At 64.3% G+C, this 22,109-nt stretch carries 27 protein-coding genes; 13 read left to right on the top strand and 14 right to left on the bottom strand.

Annotated elements, in window-relative coordinates; genetic code table 11:
• Window positions 1-7: 7 nt before the first annotated feature.
• Window positions 8-646, bottom strand: coding sequence for an imm11 family protein (locus U1769_RS02305; protein WP_332711376.1), 639 nt, complete (start codon window positions 644-646; stop codon window positions 8-10).
• A gap of 388 nt (window positions 647-1,034) precedes the next feature.
• Window positions 1,035-1,904 carry an aldo/keto reductase family oxidoreductase gene (locus tag U1769_RS02300; protein WP_332711373.1) on the bottom strand — a complete coding sequence of 290 codons (870 nt, stop codon included), beginning with the start codon at window positions 1,902-1,904 and terminating at the stop codon, window positions 1,035-1,037.
• A 93-nt stretch (window positions 1,905-1,997) separates the two neighbouring features.
• Here U1769_RS02300 and U1769_RS02295 point away from each other — a divergent pair, with 93 nt between their 5' ends.
• The 5 genes from U1769_RS02295 (at window position 1,998) to U1769_RS02275 (ending at window position 7,879) form a co-directional block, all read left to right on the top strand.
• The gene (locus U1769_RS02295; protein ID WP_332711371.1) at window positions 1,998-2,936 is read left to right on the top strand and encodes a LysR substrate-binding domain-containing protein; all 939 of its coding nucleotides are present in this window, start codon (window positions 1,998-2,000) and stop codon (window positions 2,934-2,936) included.
• 52 nt (window positions 2,937-2,988) lie between these two features.
• Complete coding sequence (locus tag U1769_RS02290) at window positions 2,989-5,862, top strand: TonB-dependent receptor domain-containing protein (protein ID WP_332711368.1); 2,874 nt, start codon at window positions 2,989-2,991, stop codon at window positions 5,860-5,862.
• A 134-nt stretch (window positions 5,863-5,996) separates the two neighbouring features.
• Window positions 5,997-6,188, top strand: coding sequence for a hypothetical protein (locus tag U1769_RS02285; RefSeq protein WP_332711365.1), 192 nt, complete (start codon window positions 5,997-5,999; stop codon window positions 6,186-6,188).
• Window positions 6,189-6,268: 80 nt separating this feature from the next.
• The gene (locus tag U1769_RS02280) at window positions 6,269-7,249 is read left to right on the top strand and encodes a phosphoribosylaminoimidazolesuccinocarboxamide synthase (protein WP_332711362.1); all 981 of its coding nucleotides are present in this window, start codon (window positions 6,269-6,271) and stop codon (window positions 7,247-7,249) included.
• Between the two features lie 3 nt (window positions 7,250-7,252).
• On the top strand, window positions 7,253-7,879 hold the full coding sequence (locus tag U1769_RS02275; protein WP_332711359.1) for a thermonuclease family protein: 627 nt from the start codon (window positions 7,253-7,255) through the stop codon (window positions 7,877-7,879).
• Between the two features lie 36 nt (window positions 7,880-7,915).
• Here the strand turns inward: U1769_RS02275 and U1769_RS02270 are convergent, their stop codons facing one another.
• From U1769_RS02270 to U1769_RS02260, 3 genes are all read right to left on the bottom strand, one after another.
• Entirely contained in the window at window positions 7,916-8,458 is a 543-nt protein-coding gene (locus U1769_RS02270) for a hypothetical protein (RefSeq protein ID WP_332711356.1), read from the bottom strand.
• Between the two features lie 62 nt (window positions 8,459-8,520).
• Entirely contained in the window at window positions 8,521-8,766 is a 246-nt protein-coding gene (locus U1769_RS02265; RefSeq protein ID WP_332711354.1) for a hypothetical protein, read from the bottom strand.
• Window positions 8,767-8,931: 165 nt separating this feature from the next.
• Entirely contained in the window at window positions 8,932-9,627 is a 696-nt protein-coding gene (locus U1769_RS02260; RefSeq protein WP_332711352.1) for a hypothetical protein, read from the bottom strand.
• 91 nt (window positions 9,628-9,718) lie between these two features.
• Here U1769_RS02260 and U1769_RS02255 point away from each other — a divergent pair, with 91 nt between their 5' ends.
• From U1769_RS02255 to U1769_RS02240, 4 genes are read left to right on the top strand one after another with little or no spacing between them, the layout of a single operon-like run.
• Entirely contained in the window at window positions 9,719-10,042 is a 324-nt protein-coding gene (locus U1769_RS02255) for an ArsR/SmtB family transcription factor (protein ID WP_332711349.1), read from the top strand.
• The gene (locus U1769_RS02250; protein ID WP_332711347.1) at window positions 10,039-10,449 is read left to right on the top strand and encodes an SRPBCC family protein; all 411 of its coding nucleotides are present in this window, start codon (window positions 10,039-10,041) and stop codon (window positions 10,447-10,449) included. The genes U1769_RS02255 and U1769_RS02250 overlap by 4 nt, the downstream gene beginning before the upstream one ends.
• 23 nt (window positions 10,450-10,472) lie before the next feature.
• Window positions 10,473-10,697: a hypothetical protein gene (locus tag U1769_RS02245; protein WP_332711344.1), complete on the top strand. Its 225-nt coding sequence runs from the start codon at window positions 10,473-10,475 to the stop codon at window positions 10,695-10,697.
• Window positions 10,694-11,080 (top strand): DUF1801 domain-containing protein, encoded by a 387-nt coding sequence (locus U1769_RS02240; protein WP_332711341.1) that lies wholly within the window; start codon window positions 10,694-10,696, stop codon window positions 11,078-11,080. Before U1769_RS02245 ends, U1769_RS02240 begins: the two co-directional genes overlap by 4 nt.
• Window positions 11,081-11,513: 433 nt before the next feature.
• On the opposite strand, the gene U1769_RS02235 is transcribed toward U1769_RS02240, so the two are convergent.
• Window positions 11,514-11,924 (bottom strand): DUF4279 domain-containing protein, encoded by a 411-nt coding sequence (locus U1769_RS02235; RefSeq protein WP_332711339.1) that lies wholly within the window; start codon window positions 11,922-11,924, stop codon window positions 11,514-11,516.
• Between the two features lie 232 nt (window positions 11,925-12,156).
• Window positions 12,157-12,366, bottom strand: coding sequence for a hypothetical protein (locus U1769_RS02230; protein ID WP_332711336.1), 210 nt, complete (start codon window positions 12,364-12,366; stop codon window positions 12,157-12,159).
• Between the two features lie 1,176 nt (window positions 12,367-13,542).
• Between U1769_RS02230 and U1769_RS02225 the strand changes: the two genes are divergently transcribed.
• A complete protein-coding gene (locus U1769_RS02225) occupies window positions 13,543-13,755 on the top strand; it encodes a hypothetical protein (RefSeq protein WP_332711333.1) in 213 nt (70 codons plus the stop codon).
• 38 nt (window positions 13,756-13,793) lie between these two features.
• Here U1769_RS02225 and U1769_RS02220 read toward each other — a convergent pair whose 3' ends face one another.
• Window positions 13,794-14,276 carry a lyase gene (locus U1769_RS02220; RefSeq protein ID WP_332711331.1) on the bottom strand — a complete coding sequence of 161 codons (483 nt, stop codon included), beginning with the start codon at window positions 14,274-14,276 and terminating at the stop codon, window positions 13,794-13,796.
• A 79-nt stretch (window positions 14,277-14,355) separates the two neighbouring features.
• Entirely contained in the window at window positions 14,356-16,008 is a 1,653-nt protein-coding gene (locus U1769_RS02215) for a serpin family protein (RefSeq protein WP_332711328.1), read from the bottom strand.
• Window positions 16,009-16,029: 21 nt separating this feature from the next.
• Here U1769_RS02215 and U1769_RS02210 point away from each other — a divergent pair, with 21 nt between their 5' ends.
• Complete coding sequence (locus U1769_RS02210; protein ID WP_332711325.1) at window positions 16,030-16,806, top strand: helix-turn-helix domain-containing protein; 777 nt, start codon at window positions 16,030-16,032, stop codon at window positions 16,804-16,806.
• 84 nt (window positions 16,807-16,890) lie between these two features.
• On the opposite strand, the gene U1769_RS02205 is transcribed toward U1769_RS02210, so the two are convergent.
• From U1769_RS02205 to U1769_RS02195, 3 genes are all read right to left on the bottom strand, one after another.
• Entirely contained in the window at window positions 16,891-17,226 is a 336-nt protein-coding gene (locus tag U1769_RS02205; RefSeq protein WP_332711323.1) for a hypothetical protein, read from the bottom strand.
• A 380-nt stretch (window positions 17,227-17,606) separates the two neighbouring features.
• On the bottom strand, window positions 17,607-18,614 hold the full coding sequence (locus tag U1769_RS02200) for an alpha/beta hydrolase (RefSeq protein ID WP_332711320.1): 1,008 nt from the start codon (window positions 18,612-18,614) through the stop codon (window positions 17,607-17,609).
• Window positions 18,615-18,821: 207 nt separating this feature from the next.
• Window positions 18,822-19,496: a transposase gene (locus U1769_RS02195; protein ID WP_332711317.1), complete on the bottom strand. Its 675-nt coding sequence runs from the start codon at window positions 19,494-19,496 to the stop codon at window positions 18,822-18,824.
• A gap of 170 nt (window positions 19,497-19,666) precedes the next feature.
• On the opposite strand from U1769_RS02195, the gene U1769_RS02190 reads away from it, so the two are divergent.
• Entirely contained in the window at window positions 19,667-19,984 is a 318-nt protein-coding gene (locus U1769_RS02190; protein ID WP_332711315.1) for a hypothetical protein, read from the top strand.
• A gap of 175 nt (window positions 19,985-20,159) precedes the next feature.
• Here U1769_RS02190 and U1769_RS02185 read toward each other — a convergent pair whose 3' ends face one another.
• On the bottom strand, window positions 20,160-20,951 hold the full coding sequence (locus U1769_RS02185) for a hypothetical protein (protein ID WP_332711312.1): 792 nt from the start codon (window positions 20,949-20,951) through the stop codon (window positions 20,160-20,162).
• A 269-nt stretch (window positions 20,952-21,220) separates the two neighbouring features.
• Window positions 21,221-21,721: a hypothetical protein gene (locus U1769_RS02180; protein WP_332711309.1), complete on the bottom strand. Its 501-nt coding sequence runs from the start codon at window positions 21,719-21,721 to the stop codon at window positions 21,221-21,223.
• Window positions 21,722-21,842: 121 nt separating this feature from the next.
• On the opposite strand from U1769_RS02180, the gene U1769_RS02175 reads away from it, so the two are divergent.
• Entirely contained in the window at window positions 21,843-22,064 is a 222-nt protein-coding gene (locus tag U1769_RS02175; RefSeq protein ID WP_332711307.1) for a hypothetical protein, read from the top strand.
• Window positions 22,065-22,109 lie beyond the last annotated feature (45 nt).

Here is a 22,109-nt window from a genome sequence, read left to right as displayed (position 1 = left end):
CCGGCGCTCAGCCGTTGATCTGGCGCAGCTCGATATAGTCGAAGCAGCTGATCTTGGCGGCGTCGAGCCGCGCCTTGAGCTCGTCGGAGCAGGTCCAGTGGCTGTACAGATCCCAGCTGATCCACACATGCCAACCGCTCGACAGCGATCGGTCGATCGCGATCTTGCCGCCGTCCCACAGCGACGGATTGTCGACCTTGGCGAAGCTGCCGCCGCTCGATCGCTTCATCGTCGATTGTTCGAGCACCACCTGGTCGACCAGCGCACGGCCCAGCACGGTGGCGTAATAGGTGGTCGGCGTGCGCTCGCCCGCCTTCACCGTCACCGGCACCGGATGGAACTGGTGCACCTCGGGTTCGAGCTCCTCGATCACGTCCTTCAGCCGTTGCGAACAGCCCAGGAAACCGCCGGCGTTGATTGCGTCCGGCAACTCGCCGGTGCCGCTCTGGATATGGACGCTGCGCGGAAACAGCGTTTCGGGCAGCCGCACGCCCTGCCGGTCCCAGCTGGCCGGGCCGAACGGGAATTGTCCGCTGTTGTTCCAGCCATAGGCATTGCGCGCCCGCACCACCTCGCGCGTCGGCGGCACGCTTTCCGTCCGCGGACGATAGCGCTGATGGGATTTGTCGAGCATCAGATGGGCCATCGGTCAGGCCCCCCGGCCGACGCCGGACCGATCGCGCAAAGCCATGCGTAAAGGCGGCATGTGCAACACTTCCCCCGTCACCCTGTTCCAGTCGCTCCCATATAAAAACGGCTTGATTAAGCAGAGAATAATGATGGTCCAAGAGTTGAAAAAATAATCCGCGCCGACGTGCGGGCGGGAGCCTTGCGATCGTCCGGCAATCTGCAATGCGAGCACCGGTTCCGTGATGCGCGTATGGCGATTGCACTGCCATCCGGGCCTATTCTGGTGACTGAAAAGTAAAGGACCGAGCTGCGATTAACTATCGAGTCGCCAGGTTTTGCCCGGTGCCAAGCAAATTCACTGGTGCCCGGCGAAACTATACTGGTCCACCGGGCAGGGCGTTCGCTTATCTGCCGCCGATCCCGTTCAGCGCGGCGATGGCGGCGTCGGGCAGCACGATGTCGGCCGCTGCGATATTCTCGTGCAGATGGGCGGTCGAGGATGTGCCCGGGATCAGCAGGATGTTCGGCGCGCGCTGCAGCAGCCAGGCCAGCGCGACCTGCATCGGCGTCGCGCCGAGCTTCGCCGCCACGTCGGACAGGGCGGAGGATTGCAGCGGCGTGAACCCGCCGAGCGGGAAGAACGGCACATAGGCGATGCCCTGTTCGACCAGCGAATCGATCAGCGCGTCGTCGCCGCGGTGCGCGAGATTATACTGGTTCTGCACGCACACGATCTCGCAGAAGCCCCGCGCTTCGGACACCTGCGCCGCCGTCACGTTGCTCACGCCGACATGACGCACCAGCCCCTGCTGCTGCAGCTCGGCCAGCACGCGCATCTCTGCCGCGACCGACCCTTCCGCCGGGCCATGGCCATCGCCCCAGAAACGCATGTTGACGACCGGCAGCACGTCCAGGCCGAGATTGCGGCGATTATCCTCGACGGCCTGGCGCAGCTCGTCGGGCGATGCCGCGGGCAGCCAGGAGCCGTCGTCGCCGCGGCGGCCGCCGATCTTGGTGACGATCACCAGATCGTCGGGATAGGGCGCGAGTGCTTCGCGGATCAGCTGGTTGGTGACGTGCGGGCCGTAAAAGTCGCTGGTGTCGATATGGTCGATGCCGGCGGCGATCGCGGCACGCAGCACGGCGATGGCGGCGTCATGGTCCCGGGGCGGCCCGAACACGCCCGGCCCGGCGAGCTGCATGGCGCCGTAGCCGAGCCGCTTCACGGCGCGGTCGCCAAGATTGAATGTGCCGGACTGGTCGATGGATGACATGATCTTCTCCTCTTGCGGTCCGCCCCAGATGGGCGCTGGCAAGCTGCGCGATTAGGGATCAATATGCGCACGGCTTGTGCGGGAATATGGACAATGGCTGATCTCGGCGATCTCAACGCCTTTCTTGCGGTCGCCCAGGCGCGGGGCTTTCGCGAGGGCGCGCGCGCCAGCGGCGCGAGCGCGTCTGCGCTAAGCGAGGCAGTGCGCCGGCTCGAGGCCCAGCTTGGCGTGCGGCTGCTCAACCGCACCACGCGCAGCGTCATGCCGACCGAGGCCGGCGAACGCCTGCTCGCCCGGCTCGGCCCGGCACTGCGCGAAGTCGATGCGGCGCTCGATGTCGTGAACGGCTTTCGCGATCGCCCGGCCGGTACGCTCCGGCTCAACGTGCCGGTCAGCGTCGCACGGCTGGTGCTGCCGGGGATCGTGCCGGGCTTCCTCGCCGCTTTTCCCGAAATCCGGCTCGAGATCGTCGCTGAGGACAGCTTCGTCGACGTGCTCGCGGCGGGTTGCGATGCCGGCATCCGCTATGACGAGCGGCTCGAACAGGACATGATCGCCGTGCCGATCGGCCCGCGTGTGCAGCGTTTCGCCGCCGCTGCCGCGCCGTCCTATCTCGCTGCGCGGGGCCGGCCCGAGCATCCGCGCGACCTGCTCGGCCATGCCTGTCTGCGCGGCCGCTTCTCGAATGGCGTCATGGCGCCATGGGAATTCGAGCGCGACGGCGAGCTGGTGCGGGTCGATCCGGTCGGGCCGCTGGTGGTGAGTCCCGGCGGCGCGATGGAGCTCGCCATCGCCACTGCCGTTGCCGGTGGCGGCATCCTCTATCTGTTCGAAGAATGGCTGCGGCCGGAGCTGGACAGCGGCGCGCTAGAGCCAGTGCTCGAGCCCTGGTGCGAGTCCTTTTCCGGCCCGTTCCTCTATTATCCCGGCCGCCGCCTCGTCCCCGCGCCGCTCCGGGCGTTCCTCGATTACATCCGGGCACCCGCCTTGGCGCCGCCAGAGGCGGGGTCGCTACCACCAGCACGACTGTGATACGCTGCGCTCAGGGGTAAGTCTGGGGGGTGATATGCGCTGGTCGAGATGGTTGGAATCCGCCCTGGTTTCGGCAACCGCGCTGGCGACGCTGCCCGCCGCTGCCCAGACAAGCAACCTGCCGGCCGACACGTTGGCTGGCACGGGGGCTGACGCCGGAGAGGGCAAGGACATCCTCGTTACCGGCTCGCGCATCCGCCAGGATCCGAACGACAGCGCGCTGCCGCTGCAGATCGTGACGACGGCGGAACTCCGCCGCAACAGCATCAGCAGCCCGGAACAACTGCTCGCCTTCCTCACCGACAACGGCAACGGCGCCGACAATCTCGCCAGCAATTCGGATGTCGTCACGGCGGAGCGTCGCGGCAACAATGGCGCGTCCTTCGCCAATCTGCGTGGCCAGGGCCCGGCGGCGACGCTGGTGCTGCTCAACGGCCGGCGCGTCGCGGCGCAGGGCACCACCGGCGCCGCGGTCGACGTCAACCAGATTCCCTTCATGGCGCTCGACCGGGTCGAGGTGCTGAAGGACGGTGCGTCCGCGATTTACGGCACCGATGCGGTCGGCGGCGTGATCAACTTCATCACCCGCACCAATTATCGGGGCGTCGGCGCCTCGGCCTTCACCGATATCACCGAACGCGGCGATTCCCCGATCCAGCGCGTCTCCGCCATCGCCGGCTTCGGGGATATCGATCGCCAGGGGTTCAATGTGATGGGCACGGTCGGCTATAGCTGGGTCGCCCCGCTCGATGCGCGCTCGCGCGGCTTCGTCGATACCTTCCAGCATGATCGCGGCCTCGGCGTCGATACGCGCGGCACCCCCTTCGCGACGATCGTCAACCTCGCCGGCACCAGCTTCCCGACCGGGGCGAGCTTCCCGCTCATCCCCGGCACCAGCCAGGTCGCGACTGGCGGGATCAACCTGCTGCGCCTGCCGGGCGGGCCGGGCTGCGACGCGATCGCCGATCAGGACATCTACGATACGCAGGTGTGGGGCGCGCCGGGCAATGGCCTGGCCTGCGCCTTCGATACCGGCCGCAACGTCTATCTCCAGCAGAAGCTCGACACGCTGACCTATTATGGCCGCGCCGCGAAGCGCCTCGGCGCGCATGAGGTCGCGCTCGAACTCACCGGCTCGCGGGCCGATTCCGTCAAGCGCTTCTCGCCGGTGCAGATCACACCCAACACCACGACGCAGAATTACGCCTACCGGCTGGTTCCCGGCGTCAACGATGCCGCCTTCGCCGCAGTCGTCGCCCGGCTCAACGCGGCTTTTCCCGGCCTGGCCAATGCCGGATCGAGCTTCGCCTATCGCTGGCGCTGCCTCGAATGCGGCGAGCGCGAGATCACGACGCGCACCACCACTTTCCGCGCCGCGCTCAATGCACGCGGGCCGCTGATCGCCGGCTGGGACTACAGCGCCGGCTTGTCCTATGCCGAAAGCGAGTCGAGCTCGCAGCTCGGCTCGGGCTATTATTACCAGGCGAAGCTGGTCGCGGCGCTGAACAGCGGCGCCGTCAATCCCTTCCTCTTTCCCGGCCAGAGCCAGAGCGACGCCGGGCGCGCCGCGATCCGCTCGGCCTCGGCCGCCGGGCTCACCCTGTATGGTGGCACCTATGCCGTGCGGCAGGGCGATGCCTCGGTCTCCGGCTCGCTGTTCCGGCTGCCGGGCGGCATGGTCAAGGCAGCGCTCGGCGTGGATTATCGCCGCGAATCCTACAGCTTCGACGGCGATCCCCGCTCGCCGGCGGATCAGGCGGCGGGCGTGGTGATCGCGGCGCCGTACGACAATCTCAACGTGCTCGGCGGCGTCCGCCGGGAGATCAAGGCCGCCTATGCCGAGCTGCTGGTGCCGCTGTTCTCCGGCTTCGAGCTCTCGGCCGCCGGGCGCATCGACGATTATACCGGCTTCGGCACCACCACCAATCCGAAGGTCTCGCTCAAATATCGCCCGGCGCGCTGGCTGATGCTGCGCGGCTCGTACAACACGGCATTCCGCGTGCCGACCTTCAACCAGATCTTCAACCCGACGATCGCGACGGTCTATACCGGCTCCGATTTCGCCGATCCGAAGAATTGCCCGGGCGGGCGGGTCAATGCCGCGACTGGCTGCCCGTCGCTCAACGCCGTCAACGGCACCTCGGTCAACATCCTCAGCGGCGGCCACCGCGATCTCGGGCCGGAGACGGCGCGCGAATTCGGCGGTGGCGTGGTGTTCGAGCCGTCGCGCCACTTCAGCGCCTCGGCCGACTGGTGGTCGATCCGCCGCGAGGACACCATCCAGGTGCTGCCGCTGCAATATCTGTTCGCTAATTACGATGCCTTCGCCGATCGCTTCATCCGCAACGGCGCCGGTGTGCTGACCGACATCGACGACAGCTATGCCAATGCCGGCACCACCCGCACCCAGGGCATCGACATCACCGCGCGGGGCGCGATCGATGCGGCGGGCGGCACCGTGTCGGCCGGGATCGACGCGACCTGGCTGCTCAAGAAGGACGAGCGGGTCAACGCCACCGCGGCGGTGATCCAGGAACTCGGCGTCTATTCGCTCGCCTCGGATCTCGGCCTGCGCTGGAAACATAATGGCTTCATCAGCTACGCCAATGATCGTTGGACGGTGGCGCTCTCGCAGATCTTCCGCTCCGGCTATCGCAACCAGGTGCTGCCCGGCGTGCTCGCCGGCACCTTCGATCCGGCGAACGACGTAGCCCGGGTGAAGGATTACATCCTCTACAATCTCTCGCTCGGCTATACCGGCATCCCCGGCTTGCGCCTGACCTTCGGCGTGCGCAACCTGCTCGATACCGATCCGCCCTTCGCCATCTCCTATGACAGCAACAACGGCACCGGCAGCTCCTGGGAACCCCGCGTCGCCGATCCCCGCGGCCGCTCCTTCACCATGCTGGCGGAGGTGAAATTCTAGCGCTGGGCGCCCGGATCCGCGCGACTCCCCAGGAATTGGCAGTATCGATGCCGATTTTAATTGCGACTCATTCTGATGGACTCTATTTGCGTCCGGCCACGGCCCGGGGGGGCTCGTTGAGAGGGTGCTCGCCGATGGGTTTACTCCAGTTCTTCCTGTGTCTGGCGGGCCGCCACCATCGCAGCCGCCGCCACGTCGTCCATGACGGCACCGATTTCCGCAGCACCTGTCTGGGCTGCGGCGCGCCGATGCTGCGTACCGAGGCTGGCTGGAAACTCGATCGCGATCCCCCGGCCGCCGGCTCCGACCGGCCGACCACCGGATAGCCTGCCGCCGGCGAACCGCCACTGGCACGCGCGGGCGCTCTGCGGTAGGAGGCGCCCCGCGCCCCGATCGAGGATCCGTCATGTCGCCCGAGCTACTCGCCGCCAATGCCTCGCGCACGCTTGACGATGCGACCATCCCGCAACTGCCGCGCCATTACCGCGGCAAGGTCCGCGACAATTACGATCTCGCCGACGGGCGCCGCGTCATCATCGCCAGCGATCGCCTGAGCGCGTTCGACCGGATCCTCTGCGCGGTGCCGTTCAAGGGCCAGATCCTCACCCAGACCGCGCGCTTCTGGTTCGAACAGACCGCCGATCTCTGCGCCAACCATGTGCTCGGCTATCCCGATCCCAATGTCCTGCTGTGCCGCCGGCTCGATATCCTCCCGGTCGAGATCGTCGTGCGCGGCTATCTCGCCGGCACCACCGGCACCTCGATCCTCACCCTCTACAAGGCCGGGCAGCGCGACATGTACGGCATGACCCTGCCGGACGGGATGCGCGACAACCAGGCATTGCCGGCCCCGGTCATCACCCCGACCAGCAAGGAATTCGACGGCGGCCACGATGCGCCGCTCACCCCGGCCGAGATCCTCGAGCACAAGCTGCTCACCCCGGCCCAGTGGGAGGAGATCAGCGCCACCGCGCTCGCCCTGTTCGCGCGCGGGCAGGCCATGGCGGCCGAGCGCGGGCTGATCCTCGCCGACACCAAATATGAATTCGGCGTCGATGCCGCGGGCACCATCATCCTGGCCGACGAGATCCACACGCCCGACAGCAGCCGCTACTGGAAACAGGCAAGCTATGAACAGCGCTTCGCCGCCGGCGAACGCCCCGACAGCTTCGACAAGGACGTCATCCGCGCCTGGGTCGCGGCGCGCTGCGATCCGTACCACGATCCGATCCCGCCCATCCCGCAGGAGCTCGTGCTCGCCACCTCGGCGATCTACGCCGAAGCGTTCGAGCTGATCACTGGCCAGCCGTTCGAGCCCGACCTCGCCGGCGCGACCGTGCTCGATCGCATCGTGGAGCGCCTGACGCCGCTGTTCGAGTCCGCCTGAACCATGCGGTGGCGCTGGGCACTGCTGCTGCTCGCCATCCTCGCCGGCGGCCTGTACGTGTATGACGCCGCCCGGCCGCGCGTGCATCCGATCAAGCGCGCCGATGCCGCACGCATGGCCGCGCCGGCCGTCCCCGACGCGACACCGACACCCGCTTCCCGCGAGCCGCTACCCGCACAGCCCCCGACGGCGCTGTTCGGCCCCGCGCTGGTCGTCGATGGCGACTCGCTCCGCATCGGCGGGACGGAGGTCGATCTCTGGACGATCGACGCGCCCGAGCTCGCCCAGACCTGCCACCGCGGCGGACGCCCCTGGCCGTGCGGCGCCTTTGCCCGGGACGAACTCGCGACCCTGATCGGCGGCCGCAAGGTGGCATGCCGCCCCGAAGGACCGGACACATCGCATTTCATCGGCCTCTGCTTCGTGCGCGATACCCCCTGCAACGGCGACGAGACCTGCGAGAGCAGCAACGGCTCGCTCAATCTGGCAATGGTGGCGCGGGGCGCGGCGGTCGACATCGAAGGCCAGTTCATGGACGACGAAGCGGACGCCAGCGACCAGAAGCGCGGCTTATGGGCCGGGTCCTTCGATCTGCCCTCCGAATGGGCCGGGAGAGAATCCGGCCAGTAACATGGCTGTCGGTACAGTACCGGGAGTCGGCCGCCGCTATTTGACCGCTGTCGTCGATCCGTTCGGGAATTCGATGCCCTCGAACGCGGGATAGGCTTCGCGCAGCATCACGATCTGCTCGGCGCGGTCGACGCGCACCAGGTACCAGCTACCCCCATCCTTGAGAGCGAGCGTCGTGTTCTTGCTCTGCAACCGCCCGGTCGCCGGGCTCTCGATGACGGTCTCGGTCGGAATCATGAGATAGGTGCGGCTCTTGTCCGGCGTGACGCCCTCTTTCGCCGCGCTCAGGTCCATGTGGAACGACACGAACTTCACGTCCTTCATCATCGTCGCGATCTGCCCCCCGAACGATGCCTTGAAGGCCGCCACGGGTACGCCGAATTTCTTCGCAGTCGTCTCGAGCAGATGCGGCGGGACGAAGTCGAGACTGTCGCCGACGCGCCCCTCCTTCATCATCGTGTCGAAAGCGGCGATCCGCTCGGCGATCGTCGCCCGGTCTGCCTGCGATAGCTGGGCCATGACTGGCGCGGACACCATGCCTGCGGTAGCGATGAGGAGCGACAGGGCAAAGCGAAGCATGAATCATTTCCTTGAATAGTATCGCGCGGTCTGAACATCCCCGGGGATGCGCGGCGTAAGATCTATAGTTCCAGGCTCGGCCGGATCGCGTTCCAGTCCTCCCACGCGTATTCGGGCCTGATATCGTCGTAACCCCGTTCCTGTCTGACTTTCGCTGCCACGTCGGGCGGCGCCATCACGCATTCCGCGCCATCGCGAATCGCAAGCACTTCCGCTTCGTTCAGAGGAGAGCCCTTGTCCCGTTCCCGGTTGAGCAACACGGCGACAAGCGCGGGTATCGGCAGGACGACGAGGTCATCTTCATCCACTTCGCTTCTCCTTCGCGGTGTCAACGCAGCGGAGCACATGCATATCCGCAACTGCGCCACGCGTCGTCGCGCGCCAGCCTCCTCCCGGCGGCCGCTCCGGGCAGCGCCGGCCGATCGCCAGCCGGGCCTTCGGCACCATGAATCCCGCTGCCATCCGGCGAGGAATCAGCGCGGCCGCCACCTCGAGAACAGCGTGAAACGCCCGGGCCTGTCCCGCGTAACACGCGGCGGCGCGTCGCGAACCATCGCTTCGGCGTCCGGCGAACTGTCCTGGTTCATCGACCAGGATTCGAAGCGCTCATTGTCCAGCACGAAGGCACCGATGCGGTCGTCCAGGCGAAAAGTCACATAATCCGTCCAGTGCTGCCCGCAGGCGACGCCATTCTGGACGGTGAAGTAGCGCCCCTTCGTCGCGATCGTCGCGCCCCCATCGAGAAACGGGTCGCACTGGCCGCCTTCGTCTGCCTTCATCACCACATGGTCGTTGCGTCCGGCAAGGACGAAGCCGCCGCCCTTCTGCTCGAAGACCAGCAGGGGCCGCGCCGGCGCAGCGCCCGACCGGCGGCCGCTCTCGCCACGGTGACCAAGGGCGACGATTTCGAAGATCCGGCGACCCGCCGCCATCCTGGCACTCGCCAGGACCTTGAAACCGGCCGGTACTTGGCGAGCGACGCCCGCGGGGGGCATTCTCGCCGATCCGGGGCTTGCCATGGCCACGGCCGCAACAAGGGCGATCAGCCAATGCGCGGCCCCACGCGAGCGGTGCCCGCCCAAATCGGCGGGGCCGATGCTTTGCTTCGGGTCGTCACGGTTCATGAAGGGGTTCATGGCCGAACGACTGATCACCGGCAAGGAGGCCATTCGCGCCCTGCCGACCACCCGATCCTCCAGCTTGACTAACGCATAACCCCGTGGTTATGGATAATCCATAGCCGCAGAGTTATACATCCCCATGTCCACCGCCCCCGAACTGCTCTTCAAAACGCTCGCCGATCCAACGCGGCGCGCCCTTTATGAGCGGCTGTGCCGTGATGGGGAGCAGACGGTCGGCGCCCTGACCGCGCTCGCTGGCGTCTCGCAGCCGGCCGTGTCGAAGCATCTCGGGCTGCTCAAACAGGCCGGGCTGGTGCTCGATCGCCCCGATGGCCGCCAGACCCATTACAGCGCCCGGCGCGGCGCGCTCGCCCCGTTGATCGACTGGACCAGCCAGATGACCGGCTTCTGGGAAAGGCGCTTCGACGATCTCGAAGACCTGCTGAAGAGGATGGATCAATGATGGAACCCGAAGCCACCACGCGGACGGTGATCGTCGAACGCGATATCGCCCACCCGCCCGAAAAGATCTGGCGCGCGCTCACCCAGCCGCATCTGATCGAGGCATGGCTGATGAAGAACGCCTTCGCGCCGGTCGTCGGCCACCGCTTCGATCTCAGCGCCGACTGGGGCAAGGTCGATTGCGAAGTGCGCGAGGTCGAGCCCAACCGCACGCTCGCGTACAGCTGGGTCAGCCAGGGCCTCGACAGCGTCGTCACCTGGACGCTCACCCCGCTCGCCACCGGCACAAGGCTGCGCATGGAACAGACCGGTTTCAAGCCGGATCAGCTCCAGGCCTATCACGGTGCGAAGGCCGGCTGGCCGCGCTTCTTCAAGGCGCTCGAACAGGTGCTCGCTGAACTCGACTGACGTCTCTTCAATCGGAGATTCCCATGAACTGGAACATGACGATCCGCCGCATCCACCGCTGGCTGTCCATCGCCTTCACCCTGGCGGTCATCGCCAACCTCGTGGCCCTGGCGCTGGGCAGCCAGGTCGTCTGGGTCGGGCTGCTGGCGCTGTTCCCGCTCATCCTGTTGATGCTCAGCGGCCTGTGTCTGTTCGCGCTGCCCTACACCGCCGGCTGGCGCACCCGCGCCCGGGAGCAGGCACGATGAGCGACGGCAGCGGGACGCCGGCGCAACGGATCGACCAGCGCATCGCGGACCTTGCCGACTGGCGCGGCGAGACGCTCGCCCGGGTCCGCGCGCTGATCCTCCAGGCCGATCCGGCGATGGTCGAGGAATGGAAATGGCGCGGCGTGCCGGTCTGGTCCCGCAACGGCATCGTCTGCACCGGGGAGACCTATCGCAAGGTCGTGAAGCTCACCTTCGCGAAGGGCGCCGCGCTCGACGATCCGGCCGGCCTGTTCAATGCCAGCCTGGACGGCAACACCCGCCGCGCCATCGACATCGCGGAAGGGCAGCAGATCGACGCAGCCGCCTTCACCGCCCTGATCCGCGCCGCCGTCGCCCTGAACACCGCGCGGAATGGCGGCTGACGGGCAGGGCGGCGGCCGCCTGACCAGGAGACCCCGCGTCCTCAGTCCGGCTCCCGATCGACGATCCACCCGCGCTGATCGTCCCGGATCATCGGCGCGCCGCATCCGCTGCAGAAACTGCGAAAGTCATTCCCATCATGACGCACACGCCGCCGATCGCGGCGGTGCCGTCCGAACAGGCAACTGATAAAGCGCGCGAAACCCATGCCGTGAGTGCTCCCTTTGGAGTCGCTCTCAGATATCCTCTGTTTTTCTACGCTTTAGTACAGGCCTGGAGCCCTGGCGCGGCGGCCATGGCGATGCAAGCCGAATTAACCATAGCAGCCCGAATCCGCCCCGCCTTGATCCAGGTTCATCCGCCGCGGCCCTAAAGTGCGACGGCGCCTATGGAAGCGTCCGTCCTGGATCGTCGATTTCAATGTCGAGCAGCGTTTCAGTCGGCGCCGTCGTAGACATCAAAGCCAAGCGACAGCCGGCGAGCGCCCAGGTCCAGCATCGACTTTGCGGAGAGGCTCAGGCCTTCATTGCTCTCCTCCATGAAAACGCCACAGAAGACGTCCGCCTTGAATCGTTTGGTCAGATCCATCCAGACGGCCAGGTCATTGCTCAGGCCTTCGAGAATCTGGCCAATCTGGCTATCGAAGTCTCCCGGCTGACGATCGGTGGCTTTCAGGCGCCATGAGCCAGTGCGGGCGATTCTTTCCGCTCCTGACTTCGTAATCCAGGTGGTTCCCTTCTTCATTCCGACAGAAGGAGGACAGCCAAGGCGGACAGTAATTTCGTCGGGATCGAGGTCGTCACCGAAAAACCGGAGGCACATCGCCGTTTGGTATATCTTGGCCATGCCTGAGCTGTAACGGTCGGCACGGCGGTGATCTAGAGTTTCATGGGGGCTATACTAAACTATGTTCGCCGCTCCGAACGAAGTCGGCCGCGAAGGGCGGATGCTGGTTAAATATAGTCCCCGAATCTCGCGACACCACAAGTCTGTACAATCGGCGCGAGCGCGAAAGTTGTCGGGATTCTGCTTTCCTGCGATGCCGAACTCCCCCGTCTTCGACACGTGTCGACTGGGGTCAGCTGGCTGGAGCCCTCGCGATGATGGCTTCGGCAAGACGCAGGCGCGCTTTCCAGGTCTTCACTGAAGGATGCCCCTGAGCGAGTTCCGCGAGACGCCCCTTGATCTGCGCAATCTCGCGCCGCGCCGCCTCGATCTGGGCAGGCGTTGGCGGTGGCTGGATGTTGGCACGCGCGCGTGCACCGGTGCGGCCGTTACTTTTGCTCATCGTCGCTGCCCTGCTCTTCGACGGGGGGCCGGGTCAACCCGGAATGCTAGGCTCAAGATAGCGACGCATTGGAGTTTTGAGCGTTTAGGGCGCAATACCTAATGAGCGTGCTTCCTTCGCAGATGACTTCGTCCAGAGAGCTGAAGGTAGTTTAATATAGTTATCCCCGAAATTCCTGGTCACTCAGTACCAGTTCCCCCTCTGGCACCGCGGACCCACACCCCAACTCGACGCGGGACCCTTCAAGCGCTCGTCGAACTGCTTGCAGCTATGTACAGTCGCGGCGAATGCTCGAAAGCGTGGGAGGTCTGTACTCAACCGGCGGGGTGTGGTCACGAGGGTCAACACTACTTCGGCAGCAGATATCGCGGAATAGGTTGCCTGGCTCCAGAGCACCACGCGATCTCGGTCAAAGGACCGGCAAAGGACATGATCCTTGTCTAGGAGCACCAGCTTTCCAACTCGATTACATTTCGGCGCGCTGACGGGGTGGTCTGCGTCTTCGGTCAAATCGAGACCGTAATAGACCTCGAACCTTGGAACGTTCGGCTCGAATTCCCGGCTGTTGGACGGAAATCCCACGTCCCCGCAAAAGCGTGGCGGCTTAAGGAAAATGACGGTGCCGTGATCAGAACCAGTCCAGTTCTCAGGCACCGGACAATATGTCGTTTGCGGGGGAGCGCGGAAGGTAATCGCATAGTTGACGCTGACAAATGCCCCGACAGCGGCTTGAGGAGGCCGCTTTTCCGGCGCGGAATGAAGACCGATGAGGAGCGCAAGGAACGCGATAAGCATAGGCGCTACACGATGCAGCAATAATGGGCACAGTCAATGTTTCATATTGGGCAAATTTACTGATCCCGTACTTGCACAATGCGAGTGACTGACGCGCACCAAAAATCGCTCTGCAGATTCGATAGTCGGAAACACTATACTTAACTGGTATGTGATCCTCGTAAGTAATTTCGTTCTGACTGCCGAGGATAGCCCAATATAGTGTCTCCAAAAATTCCCCCAAGCTCGTTAATCCGGCCAGGGGAGTACATGCGTTGCTTGCTGCCAGTTGAGCGGAACCATGCCTCCAACAGCAAGCGGGTCTATCTGTACCGTGGGGGTATATCGCGGCTTAAGCATGATACGGCAGCGTACACACGCAATGTCATGATACGAGGCCCAATGGATCGAGCAGCAGCACAGCATCTCATTTCGGCCGTCCTGGCGCTGGACGCACCGCTCGGCGACCTCGATCTCGCGGTCTCGGACATTGCCGACGAACAGGAACGCAAAGCCTTCGTCCAGGCGCTCGGCCATGTCTTCCGCCTGTTGAACGATGGCTTCATCCTGCCGGTCTGCAGGGAATATCCCGATCTGGCGCCGGGGGATCGATAGCCTGCCCCCTCCCACAGGCCGCCTGAGGCCAACGCGCCTTATCGGTCCACGGCCGGACTGGGCTTTTCGCAGGCCGTGATGGCTTCCCGTATCTCGTCGTCGATCCACGTCGCGCCGCCGCGTCCCGTCCAGGCGCGCAGCCCTTCGATCAGGGAGCGGTCAGCGACAAGCCGGGCCGCCTGGAACGTCGCATAGGCACAGTCGCCCCGCATGAGCTCGCGTTGCACCAGCGCACGTGCGAATTCCTTGTCGCGTTCGGCCAGTCCCTGAAGCGCCTCGCCACGGACGCCGGCATCGGCATCCTCGGTCGCCACTAACAGCGCCGCGCGGACCTCGGCCGTATCCGGTGCGTGCCCGGCCAGCACCATCGTCGCCCAATCGCGATTGGAGCCTTCCGCATCGGTCGTATAGGCAAGGAGCAGCTTCAGGTTTGCAGCAGCCATGGCGCTGCCGGAGAGCGGCACATCGCCGTTCGCCACCATGACGATGAAGTCGGCCTCGGGGAGGTAAGGGGCGTCCACGGCCCCATCCTACGGCGCACTTCCTAACGGCCGCTTTCAAGCCACGCGTCAGCATCCGGGCAGCGCCGCAGCGCGAAGCTCACTGCTCCTGCGCTGGAGTCACATAGCGACCCATGAACAGGATCAGGTTGGTGCGGCGGTCTTTCAGAAGAAAGATGAACGGCCTGTCGGCCCGGAAGACGAATGGTGGAGGTGGCGGCGGGCCTCGCCGGGCACCGGTAACAATCATGTCCATCAGGACGGCAGTGGCCGCAGCCGCTTCCGAACCTTGCTCGTCGACGTCGAGATAGGTTTGGTGGATGACCTTTGTGATCCTGAGGCCGATGGCTCCCGGCCCTTCGCCGGGAAACGGCGCCACCGCCATGCCTGAAAAGTCTGCGTTGTCGCCAAAGCCGGTCCTGGTTCCGAGAGCCTGGAGTGTCGGCACAAGGTCGCGGCGCCACGCGAGATGCATCCTGGGCAGTGTGACGAGGCTATCACGCCGCTGGGCCGCGTCGAGGTCGCCGAGCCAGCGCTTCAGCTCGCTGTCGGTCAGCTTCTCCTCGAGCCGCGGCAGCCCCGATTCATCATCGGGCAGCAGCACGATCATCGATATTTCGTCATAGGCGTATGGCAGCTGGATTGCCTTGACGCCGCGCCGGTCAAGAACCTGGAAATTGCCGCGCTGGTGCATCAGCCATGTTGGCTTACGCTTGCCGTTCAGGCCCAGGAACGGCTCCAGCTTCGTCCCTGCGGCGTGGAACGGCGCCGCCCACTGTCCCTTCCAGTAGATGCTGTTGACGAGCGCGGCTCTGGTCTGGTCGGTGACATCGGGTTCGTGGAGCAGATCCTTGATCCGGTTGTTCGTCGCGGCCGCGACCCATTGGTTGATAGCGAGCCGGGCAGCCTCAGGGTTGTTGCGGAAGTCGACCCGCTGGATACCGGCTTGCGCATGCTTGGCGACGTCGGCCAGGAAGTCCGGGCGTAGCGGCAGGCCTTGCTCCAGCCACAGCGCGTTGGCGACGCGCAGCTCCCGCCCTTGTCCGGCGAAGTTCAGGGATTTCAGTATCGCGGCATTGCCGGGGAGGTAAGCCTCGGGCGAGGCGTCATAATGCATGGTGAGGCGAAGCTCTTCCGCCGTAGTGCCTCGGGCGCCACGATAGGCCAGCCCAACCGCGGTCGAGACGCTGGCTGGCGAAAGGAACAGGTTCTGCTCCGCCGAGACGGACCGTTTGTACAAATCGAGCGAGAAGCTGTTGATGCCTTCAACTGCGCGCTGACTATTCGGGTCGAGTTGAGCCTCGATGCGCTTATCTGTCGGAACGGTCTCCTGAGCGAAGAGCGGTGCCGCTGCGATCAAGCCAGCCAGTGTCGCGCATAGTGTAGCAATTTTCATCGGTACGGCCGCCCCAGCATCCTGCACCAGCGCTACAGCTCTAATGTTAACGGTCCATGCAATGCCATGGCGCGCGTTCGCCAATGCGGTTGTCCGGCTGCCCGTCGGCAATGCGGGTGACCAGGCCCGGTACTGACGATCGCCTTCCACCCCCCGGACGATCGAGGACGATACAGCGGACGCAGAAACCAGATCGACGGAAAGCGCCCCATTGTTTGCCGTCCGGCAGCACCAACGGCTTGCCCGAAACCGGCCGATCGTTAAGCTTCGATTGGTGAGCGACAACGCATATCGGAGGTCGACCGCCCATCGCGACATGAAGCGGCGTAGCGTCGCGCGGGGGCGTAGATCGGCCACGCCATGACAATGAGGGGGCAAATGGTTCTGAGCGAGCGGGAGAAGGAGGCGCTGCGCCTGCTTCTGGTTGGTCACGACGCCAAGTCGATTGCCAATACGCTCGGTCTGTCGGTGTACACGATCAACGATCGGTTACGGGACGCGAGACGCAAGCTGGGGGTTTCGAGCAGCCGTGAAGCAGCCCGGCGCCTCGCTGAAATGGATGGGGGTGCCCCCAATATCCTCGGGGGCAAAGAAATCGGGGATGCCGAAATCCCTTCTCCGGTGGAAAGGCCCGGACAGCCCGCACCGCCGCGATCATGGGATCGTGGGCTGGCCTGGCTTGCGGGAGGAATGCTGATCATGTCTCTTATCATCGCAGCTGTGGCGCTCTCGAATTTGGGCGCTATGCCCGGGGACGGACAGGCGTCCGCCCGGAATGTTTCCCAGCGTGAGTCCGCGTCCGATCCCCGCCCGGCCGAGACCGAAGGTTCGGCGGTTGCCCGCAAATGGGTCGGGTTGCTCGACGATGGGCAGTGGGATGCAAGTTGGCGGGCCGCAGCCACGATGTTCAGGGCACAGATCACCCCGGCGCAATGGGCCACGACGGCCCAGTCAGTCCGGCAGCCGCTCGGACGGCCTTCGTCACGGACTTTCCAGAGTGCGACACAGACGAAGACGCTGCCCGGTGCGCCAGAAGGCGACTATCAGCTCCTTCAGTTCAGCACCCGCTTCGCCAACAAGCCCGATGCGATCGAAACCGTCGTGCTCGCGCGCGAACAGGCTGGCTGGCGCGTCAGCGGGTACCTGATCCGCTGACCCCCACGCGGTGCTTGCCCCTGTCGGGCAGGGTCAGGCCCCGCTCACGCATCTCGAGGAAGCGGCTGGCGGTGCCGGCAACCTCTATTCGACAACCTTCCACGCGCCATCGGCGCCCTTGCCGATCTGCACCACCATGGTCTGCTTGGCCTCGGGCGCGTTGGGCAGCTTGACGGTCACGTCGACCATGCAGGCATAGACGTCGGGCTTCGACGTGTTGCACATGCCCTTTTTCGAAATCGTCGCATCGCGCGCCGCCGCGACCATGACGGCGCGTTGCGCCGGATCGTCGGTGCCCGGGTTGCCGATCATCTCCTGCCGCGCCAGGTCCTCGATCTGTTTGTCGCTAGGCCCCGAAACCGCCCCGCATCCCGCCAGGATCACCGAGAGTGCTGCGCCCGTCATCGTTGCTCTGGCCATGTCCGCTCCTGTTAGAGTTGGGCCGCTTGTCTCCGCCCGGCTCAATCAGGGGAACGGTCGGCCGGCGATCCAGTTGCGACCATTGGCCCGAAAGCTGATATCTCTTGACGCAACGTGCCGCCGCACCGCTGCTCCCGCCTGCTTTCCACCTTCGAGGCAGATTAGCCGCCTGACTGATTTCGACCCACAGTCCGCCGTTCAGCACGTTCGCCACTTTTCCCGAAAGCAGTCGTTCGTCCATCTAACGAGTGAACGGCAGCAAACGCCTATTCAATTTACCGCCGTCTTACTATCGCCCCGCTCTCCCAAAAAGAACGGGTTAGAAAAGCTGCCACCGGCAACCGAGCTGCAAGCCGCCAACCAGGAATTGAACTGCCGCCTTACAGCACTCCAATGTTGTGCAGCCATTGCTTAACCTGTCCCGGCCACTCAGTTGTGATCGGATCAGCGGTCGGACGCATCCCGAAGGCGTGGCCGCCCTTCGCGTAGAGGCGCATATCGACCGGAACGCCCGCGTCGTTCAGTGCCAGAGCATAAGCCATCGGCTCTCGGACATCATCGACCGGATCGTTCATCGCGTGAATGATAAGCGTTGGCGGTGCCTTCGCGCTGATCTTCACCCACGGTTGGAGCGCGAGGTTGTTCTTCCCCTTGCTGTTATCCAACATGCGAGCCGTATAGGCTATGATCGCGAAGTCGGGCCGTGGGGATTGTCGGTCGGCCGCGTCGGTAAGGGGATAAGTGCGCTCTTCCGTGTTGCTCATATTCGCCACGAGATATGCGCCTGCCGAAAAACCGATCACGCCAATCTTATGCGGATCAATTCCGTACGTGGAGGCCCTCTCCCGCAGCAAGCTCATAGCGCGCTGAGCGTCTTCCAAACCCAACAGCACCTTTGGTCGTTGCTGTTTTCCATTCTCCTTCGGCCACACTTGCGGCGTCCGGTATTTCAGCATGACGCATGTCACGCCCTGCCGGACCACCCAATCGCAGATTTCGGTGCCTTCCAAGTCTGTTGCCACGGCGTAGAACCCGCCACCCGGCAAGACCAGCACGGTGGCTCTGGTGTTCCGCCCCTTCGGCCGATAGATGGTCATGGTCGGCCGGGTGACATAGCTCGCCCAATGCCACTTCCTGCCGCCGACAAGAGGTGAGCCATTGCCGGTTGCCTCGGGATGATCGCCGGTATCGGGATTCGCGAGAGGGACATTCGCGCGCCATAGCGGCACCTGCGTCCCGTCTGAGGTCGGTTGCCATACACCCGCCCGTTCCACCTTCGGAACCTCTATCCCGGCAGGCGCACTGTCGCTCTTGCTGGCCTGACCACAGGCTGTTCCCGCAATGCCGATTGCGAGGACCGAGTGTATGATGAACCCGTACCGCGACAAGTCCTTATCTCCTGTTTCGAAGCATGTGCTGGCGCGGACCTCATGCCCATGGCCGGTCCGATGCAGGAGGGAAGCTATAGAGCGCAGCTATCTCCGGCAAAGGATGCTTGATCATGCCAGACATGAGCTTTTCTCATGGTCCTAGGTTGTTTTCCGCGCCCCCTAACGGAAGCTATCGTATGCGGCCTAGATTCGGGGACACTATACTTAACTCCGCGGCTTCGGCCCCCGCCTGAGTGGCTTGAGCTGTCGCCCGCTGGCCGCCTCCAGCGCTTCGACGAACGCCTCGTCACCGAGCGGCCGCCCGGTGCGGATGCGCGCCTCGATCGCCGCCTCTTCCTCGGGCGAGACGTCCCCCGCCTCCAGCCCGTGGCGCAGCATCGCCCGCCAGTTGCGATGCAGGCCCGCCATGCCCTTGAGGTCCGTCAGGCCGTCCGGCTTGCCTGTCACATGCGCGGTGGCGCTCGACCAGCGCCAGCCTTCCGCACGCTCGGCGAGCTTAGCCCGAACCGGGTTGAGCTCGACATAGCGGATCGCCGTGAGCAGGTGCGCGTCGTCCATCGGATAGCTGGCGAAACGCCCCTGCCAAAGATAGCCGGTCCAGCCATGCGCGGCGTTCACCGCTCGCGAATAGCGCCGGTGCGCCTCCGCGAGTGCTGCGCGCAGCCCGTCCGCATCGGACGGCACGAGGATCAGGTGGACGTGGTTCGGCATCAGGCACCACGCCAGGCACCGCACGTCATTCGCGGCGCACGCGGCAGTCACGAGGTCGCGATAGGCGATGTAGTCGTCGTCGCTGAAGAACACCGGCTGGCGCCGGTTGCCGCGCTGCGTGACGTGGTGGGCGACGTCCGGGACGACGATGCGGGCGAGCCTGGCCATGGGCCGTATCTACCGGAAAAACGGCCGTGGCGCAATTTTGTATAGTGTCCCTGAAATTCCTAACCCTCTGTCTCACCCAAGGGGTGCAGTCCAGACCGTGACGCATCTGAGCCGGATTGAAACACGAGAGCCGAGCACGTAGCTTCGCAACATCATGGGGGGATGCTGGCATGGGCGCTATAATCGGCGGTCTAATCGCGATCTTGATGCTATCGATGCTTTGGGAATGGGCACTGTTCAAGCGAGTGATGGACGATCCGGTCAAGGGCAAGCTGTCGTCTGTGGCGGCCGCCTGGCTAACCGCAGGAACTCTCGCGGGCTTTGGAATGGCGGATGGCGGGCCCTTCTTTACGACCGCCTATATGATCTACCTGCTGCCCGCTTTGATAATTGGCGGGTGGGCTTTCTACTCGGGTATGAAAGTGCGAGAACGTATCGAAGAGGAGGGGGGCCCAGACCTTGCGGATCTCGCGGACCGCTTCGAATAGGCGTTGGCCGTCAGCTACAAAGCTGAACAGGTAGGGTACCGCGCGCTGTGCTGGAGATACGGGGACACTATACTTAACTGAGATCCGTCTTGGACAGATGATTTCGCCGAGAGCGCTTAAGATAGTTTAGTATAGTGTCCCCAAAACCCGTCGCCTGACAGTTACACGCGGAAGCCTAGCGTGGCATTTGCCAGCTCAGCCCGATCTGCAGATCGCGACCAACGACATCACTGCCGTCATTAGCCTTCGGCTTGAGTCGGATTGTCGACGCGAGCTGGTAGCTCGCGAAACGCAGGGAGCGGACGATGTCGGGGCTATCGTTTCCCGATCCGGACGAAGTCGCGATCGTGCCAGGATCGCGGCAGAGTAGAGCCAGGTTCGGCTGAATTCGGCACGCAATCCTGACCCTTGCCTGGACGCCGTTGCGAATCGCGTCCATCGGGTAGAGCGCTTCGATCAGGCTTCCGTCCAGTGGCTCTGCGAGCGTCACCTGACCCAATGTAAGCGACGTGCCCGGCACGAACGGCGGGCGGGCATCGGCCGGGCCGATGGTCTCCTCGAAGATGCGCACGACAAACCTCGTCCGATCGGAGTTGATCTGCCTCAACCGCATCGGCGCGAGTCGCTTGTTGACCAACGCCCGTAAATCGGCCCCGGCGAGATCGTTCGCGTCAGCCGCGCTTTGGTCCTCACGCGCCTTGATCCAATCGATGCTGGTCTGGCCTGGCTGCAAGCGCGACGCATCAACGCAAGCGCCCGGCGCACCGTTCTGCGCCCAGACGATGCAGGCGACGCGCACATGCTTCGGCACGGACGGCTTGACCGCCAACTCGTCCCAGGTCGCGGCGCGCACGGAATCGCTGACCGGTACCAGCACTTCGTCTTGCGCGATCGGACGGCTATCGGCCGCCACCTGGTGCAGGTCGATGTCCTTCGCCGCAAGCAGCAATGCGAGAAATGCCAGCATCTTGCTCCCCCAACAGACTTGAGTCCTTAGCGTGGTGAGAGGTCAGCAGTCGACCTCATTTCCCGCCTTGGGGCCCTGTGATCGGCACAAAGTCGGCTTCCATCCCTACCGTCGCCAAGAGCCGACAATCGTCAAAGCACACGATTTTTGCCGCTAGCTCGATGCTGGCGCAAACTGGCCGGTTGGAAGTAGGTCGGCCGCTAGAGGACGATATAGCGAAACCGAAAGCGGATCGACAGAATGCGTCCCAGAAGCGGATGGACGTGAAATCAGGTTTCGAGGCGAGCTTTTGGACAGGTGCTTTTTATATCTGCCTTCCGGGCTCTGAACATCGTCTGGTTGTACCGGCGGGCAAACTGCGTGGCCGCCTCGTACTGCGGCGGAAATGGGCTCGGTTCTTGCCAATCGGCCTCAGGAAGCGCGGCAAATGTAACTCTGCTTTTTCGACCGCCTGTATATCGTGGATCGCAGTAAATTATGCCCGGCGTTCTAAAGCCCGGCGCACGGCCGTTAAACACAGCCGAATATAGCTTCGTGGAGCGCTCGGCCAGAACATCGGCCTTCGCCTCCGCTTCTCCATCGCGTTGGCTGAACGGAATCGCTTCCGGCGCCGCAGCCGCACAATGTGCTGCGGCGAAGACGCTGCAGATCGCGACGAGCAATGCCGGTACGGCTGAGGTGCGAGAAATCGCGGTCATCAACCTATGATGACACCGGCCGCGTTCAAAACCAATGGCAGTTTTCCACTCAAGCCCTGCCGCCAGATCCACGTTGGCACGATCTGAACGCCTGGAAGCAGACCGGCCGCTCCCCGCCAGAAAAGCCGCCTGATAGGAGAGGCCCCAATTGGGGCCGTTTATGTGATGCCCCTCCTATGTTAAAAGTTCGACCATGGCTGGCCCGATCTGGTTTGAGTTCCTGCTCGCTGCGGTCAGTGCGCTTTCGCTCGCGATCCAGCTAAAAACGGGAAGGCTTGATCTGCACCGCGCGCCTTCTGCATATCGGGAAGCAACCCGAGCAACTGATCCGGGGCGTTACTGGGCGTTCGTCATCGGACTTTCGATCGTCACGACGGCGATGTTCGGTGAAGCAATGTATCGGTCCTTCAGCTAGCGACTGCTTTCCCAAATAACAGGCAGGTTCCACCGCCCCCGCACC

Origin of the sequence: Parasphingomonas zepuensis, from assembly GCF_036663735.1 — a bacterium.
GTDB lineage: Bacteria > Pseudomonadota > Alphaproteobacteria > Sphingomonadales > Sphingomonadaceae > Sphingomonas.
Note: the sequence above shows the minus strand (reverse complement) of the source record. Positions and strands in the feature narration are given on the sequence as shown.

Bases quoted from the DNA above. Each gene is read 5' to 3' on its own strand.
- U1769_RS02305 (WP_332711376.1), bottom strand. From the start codon at position 646: ATGGCCCATCTGATGCTCGACAAATCCCATCAGCGCTATCGTCCGCGG.
- U1769_RS02300 (WP_332711373.1), bottom strand. From the start codon at position 1,904: ATGTCATCCATCGACCAGTCCGGCACATTCAATCTTGGCGACCGCGCC.
- U1769_RS02295 (WP_332711371.1), top strand. From the start codon at position 1,998: ATGGCTGATCTCGGCGATCTCAACGCCTTTCTTGCGGTCGCCCAGGCG.
- U1769_RS02285 (WP_332711365.1), top strand. From the start codon at position 5,997: ATGGGTTTACTCCAGTTCTTCCTGTGTCTGGCGGGCCGCCACCATCGC.
- U1769_RS02280 (WP_332711362.1), top strand. From the start codon at position 6,269: ATGTCGCCCGAGCTACTCGCCGCCAATGCCTCGCGCACGCTTGACGAT.
- U1769_RS02275 (WP_332711359.1), top strand. From the start codon at position 7,253: ATGCGGTGGCGCTGGGCACTGCTGCTGCTCGCCATCCTCGCCGGCGGC.
- U1769_RS02270 (WP_332711356.1), bottom strand. From the start codon at position 8,458: ATGCTTCGCTTTGCCCTGTCGCTCCTCATCGCTACCGCAGGCATGGTG.
- U1769_RS02260 (WP_332711352.1), bottom strand. From the start codon at position 9,627: ATGGCCTCCTTGCCGGTGATCAGTCGTTCGGCCATGAACCCCTTCATG.
- U1769_RS02255 (WP_332711349.1), top strand. From the start codon at position 9,719: ATGTCCACCGCCCCCGAACTGCTCTTCAAAACGCTCGCCGATCCAACG.
- U1769_RS02250 (WP_332711347.1), top strand. From the start codon at position 10,039: ATGATGGAACCCGAAGCCACCACGCGGACGGTGATCGTCGAACGCGAT.
- U1769_RS02245 (WP_332711344.1), top strand. From the start codon at position 10,473: ATGAACTGGAACATGACGATCCGCCGCATCCACCGCTGGCTGTCCATC.
- U1769_RS02240 (WP_332711341.1), top strand. From the start codon at position 10,694: ATGAGCGACGGCAGCGGGACGCCGGCGCAACGGATCGACCAGCGCATC.
- U1769_RS02235 (WP_332711339.1), bottom strand. From the start codon at position 11,924: ATGGCCAAGATATACCAAACGGCGATGTGCCTCCGGTTTTTCGGTGAC.
- U1769_RS02230 (WP_332711336.1), bottom strand. From the start codon at position 12,366: ATGAGCAAAAGTAACGGCCGCACCGGTGCACGCGCGCGTGCCAACATC.
- U1769_RS02225 (WP_332711333.1), top strand. From the start codon at position 13,543: ATGGATCGAGCAGCAGCACAGCATCTCATTTCGGCCGTCCTGGCGCTG.
- U1769_RS02210 (WP_332711325.1), top strand. From the start codon at position 16,030: ATGGTTCTGAGCGAGCGGGAGAAGGAGGCGCTGCGCCTGCTTCTGGTT.
- U1769_RS02205 (WP_332711323.1), bottom strand. From the start codon at position 17,226: ATGGCCAGAGCAACGATGACGGGCGCAGCACTCTCGGTGATCCTGGCG.
- U1769_RS02195 (WP_332711317.1), bottom strand. From the start codon at position 19,496: ATGGCCAGGCTCGCCCGCATCGTCGTCCCGGACGTCGCCCACCACGTC.
- U1769_RS02190 (WP_332711315.1), top strand. From the start codon at position 19,667: ATGGGCGCTATAATCGGCGGTCTAATCGCGATCTTGATGCTATCGATG.
- U1769_RS02185 (WP_332711312.1), bottom strand. From the start codon at position 20,951: ATGCTGGCATTTCTCGCATTGCTGCTTGCGGCGAAGGACATCGACCTG.
- U1769_RS02175 (WP_332711307.1), top strand. From the start codon at position 21,843: ATGGCTGGCCCGATCTGGTTTGAGTTCCTGCTCGCTGCGGTCAGTGCG.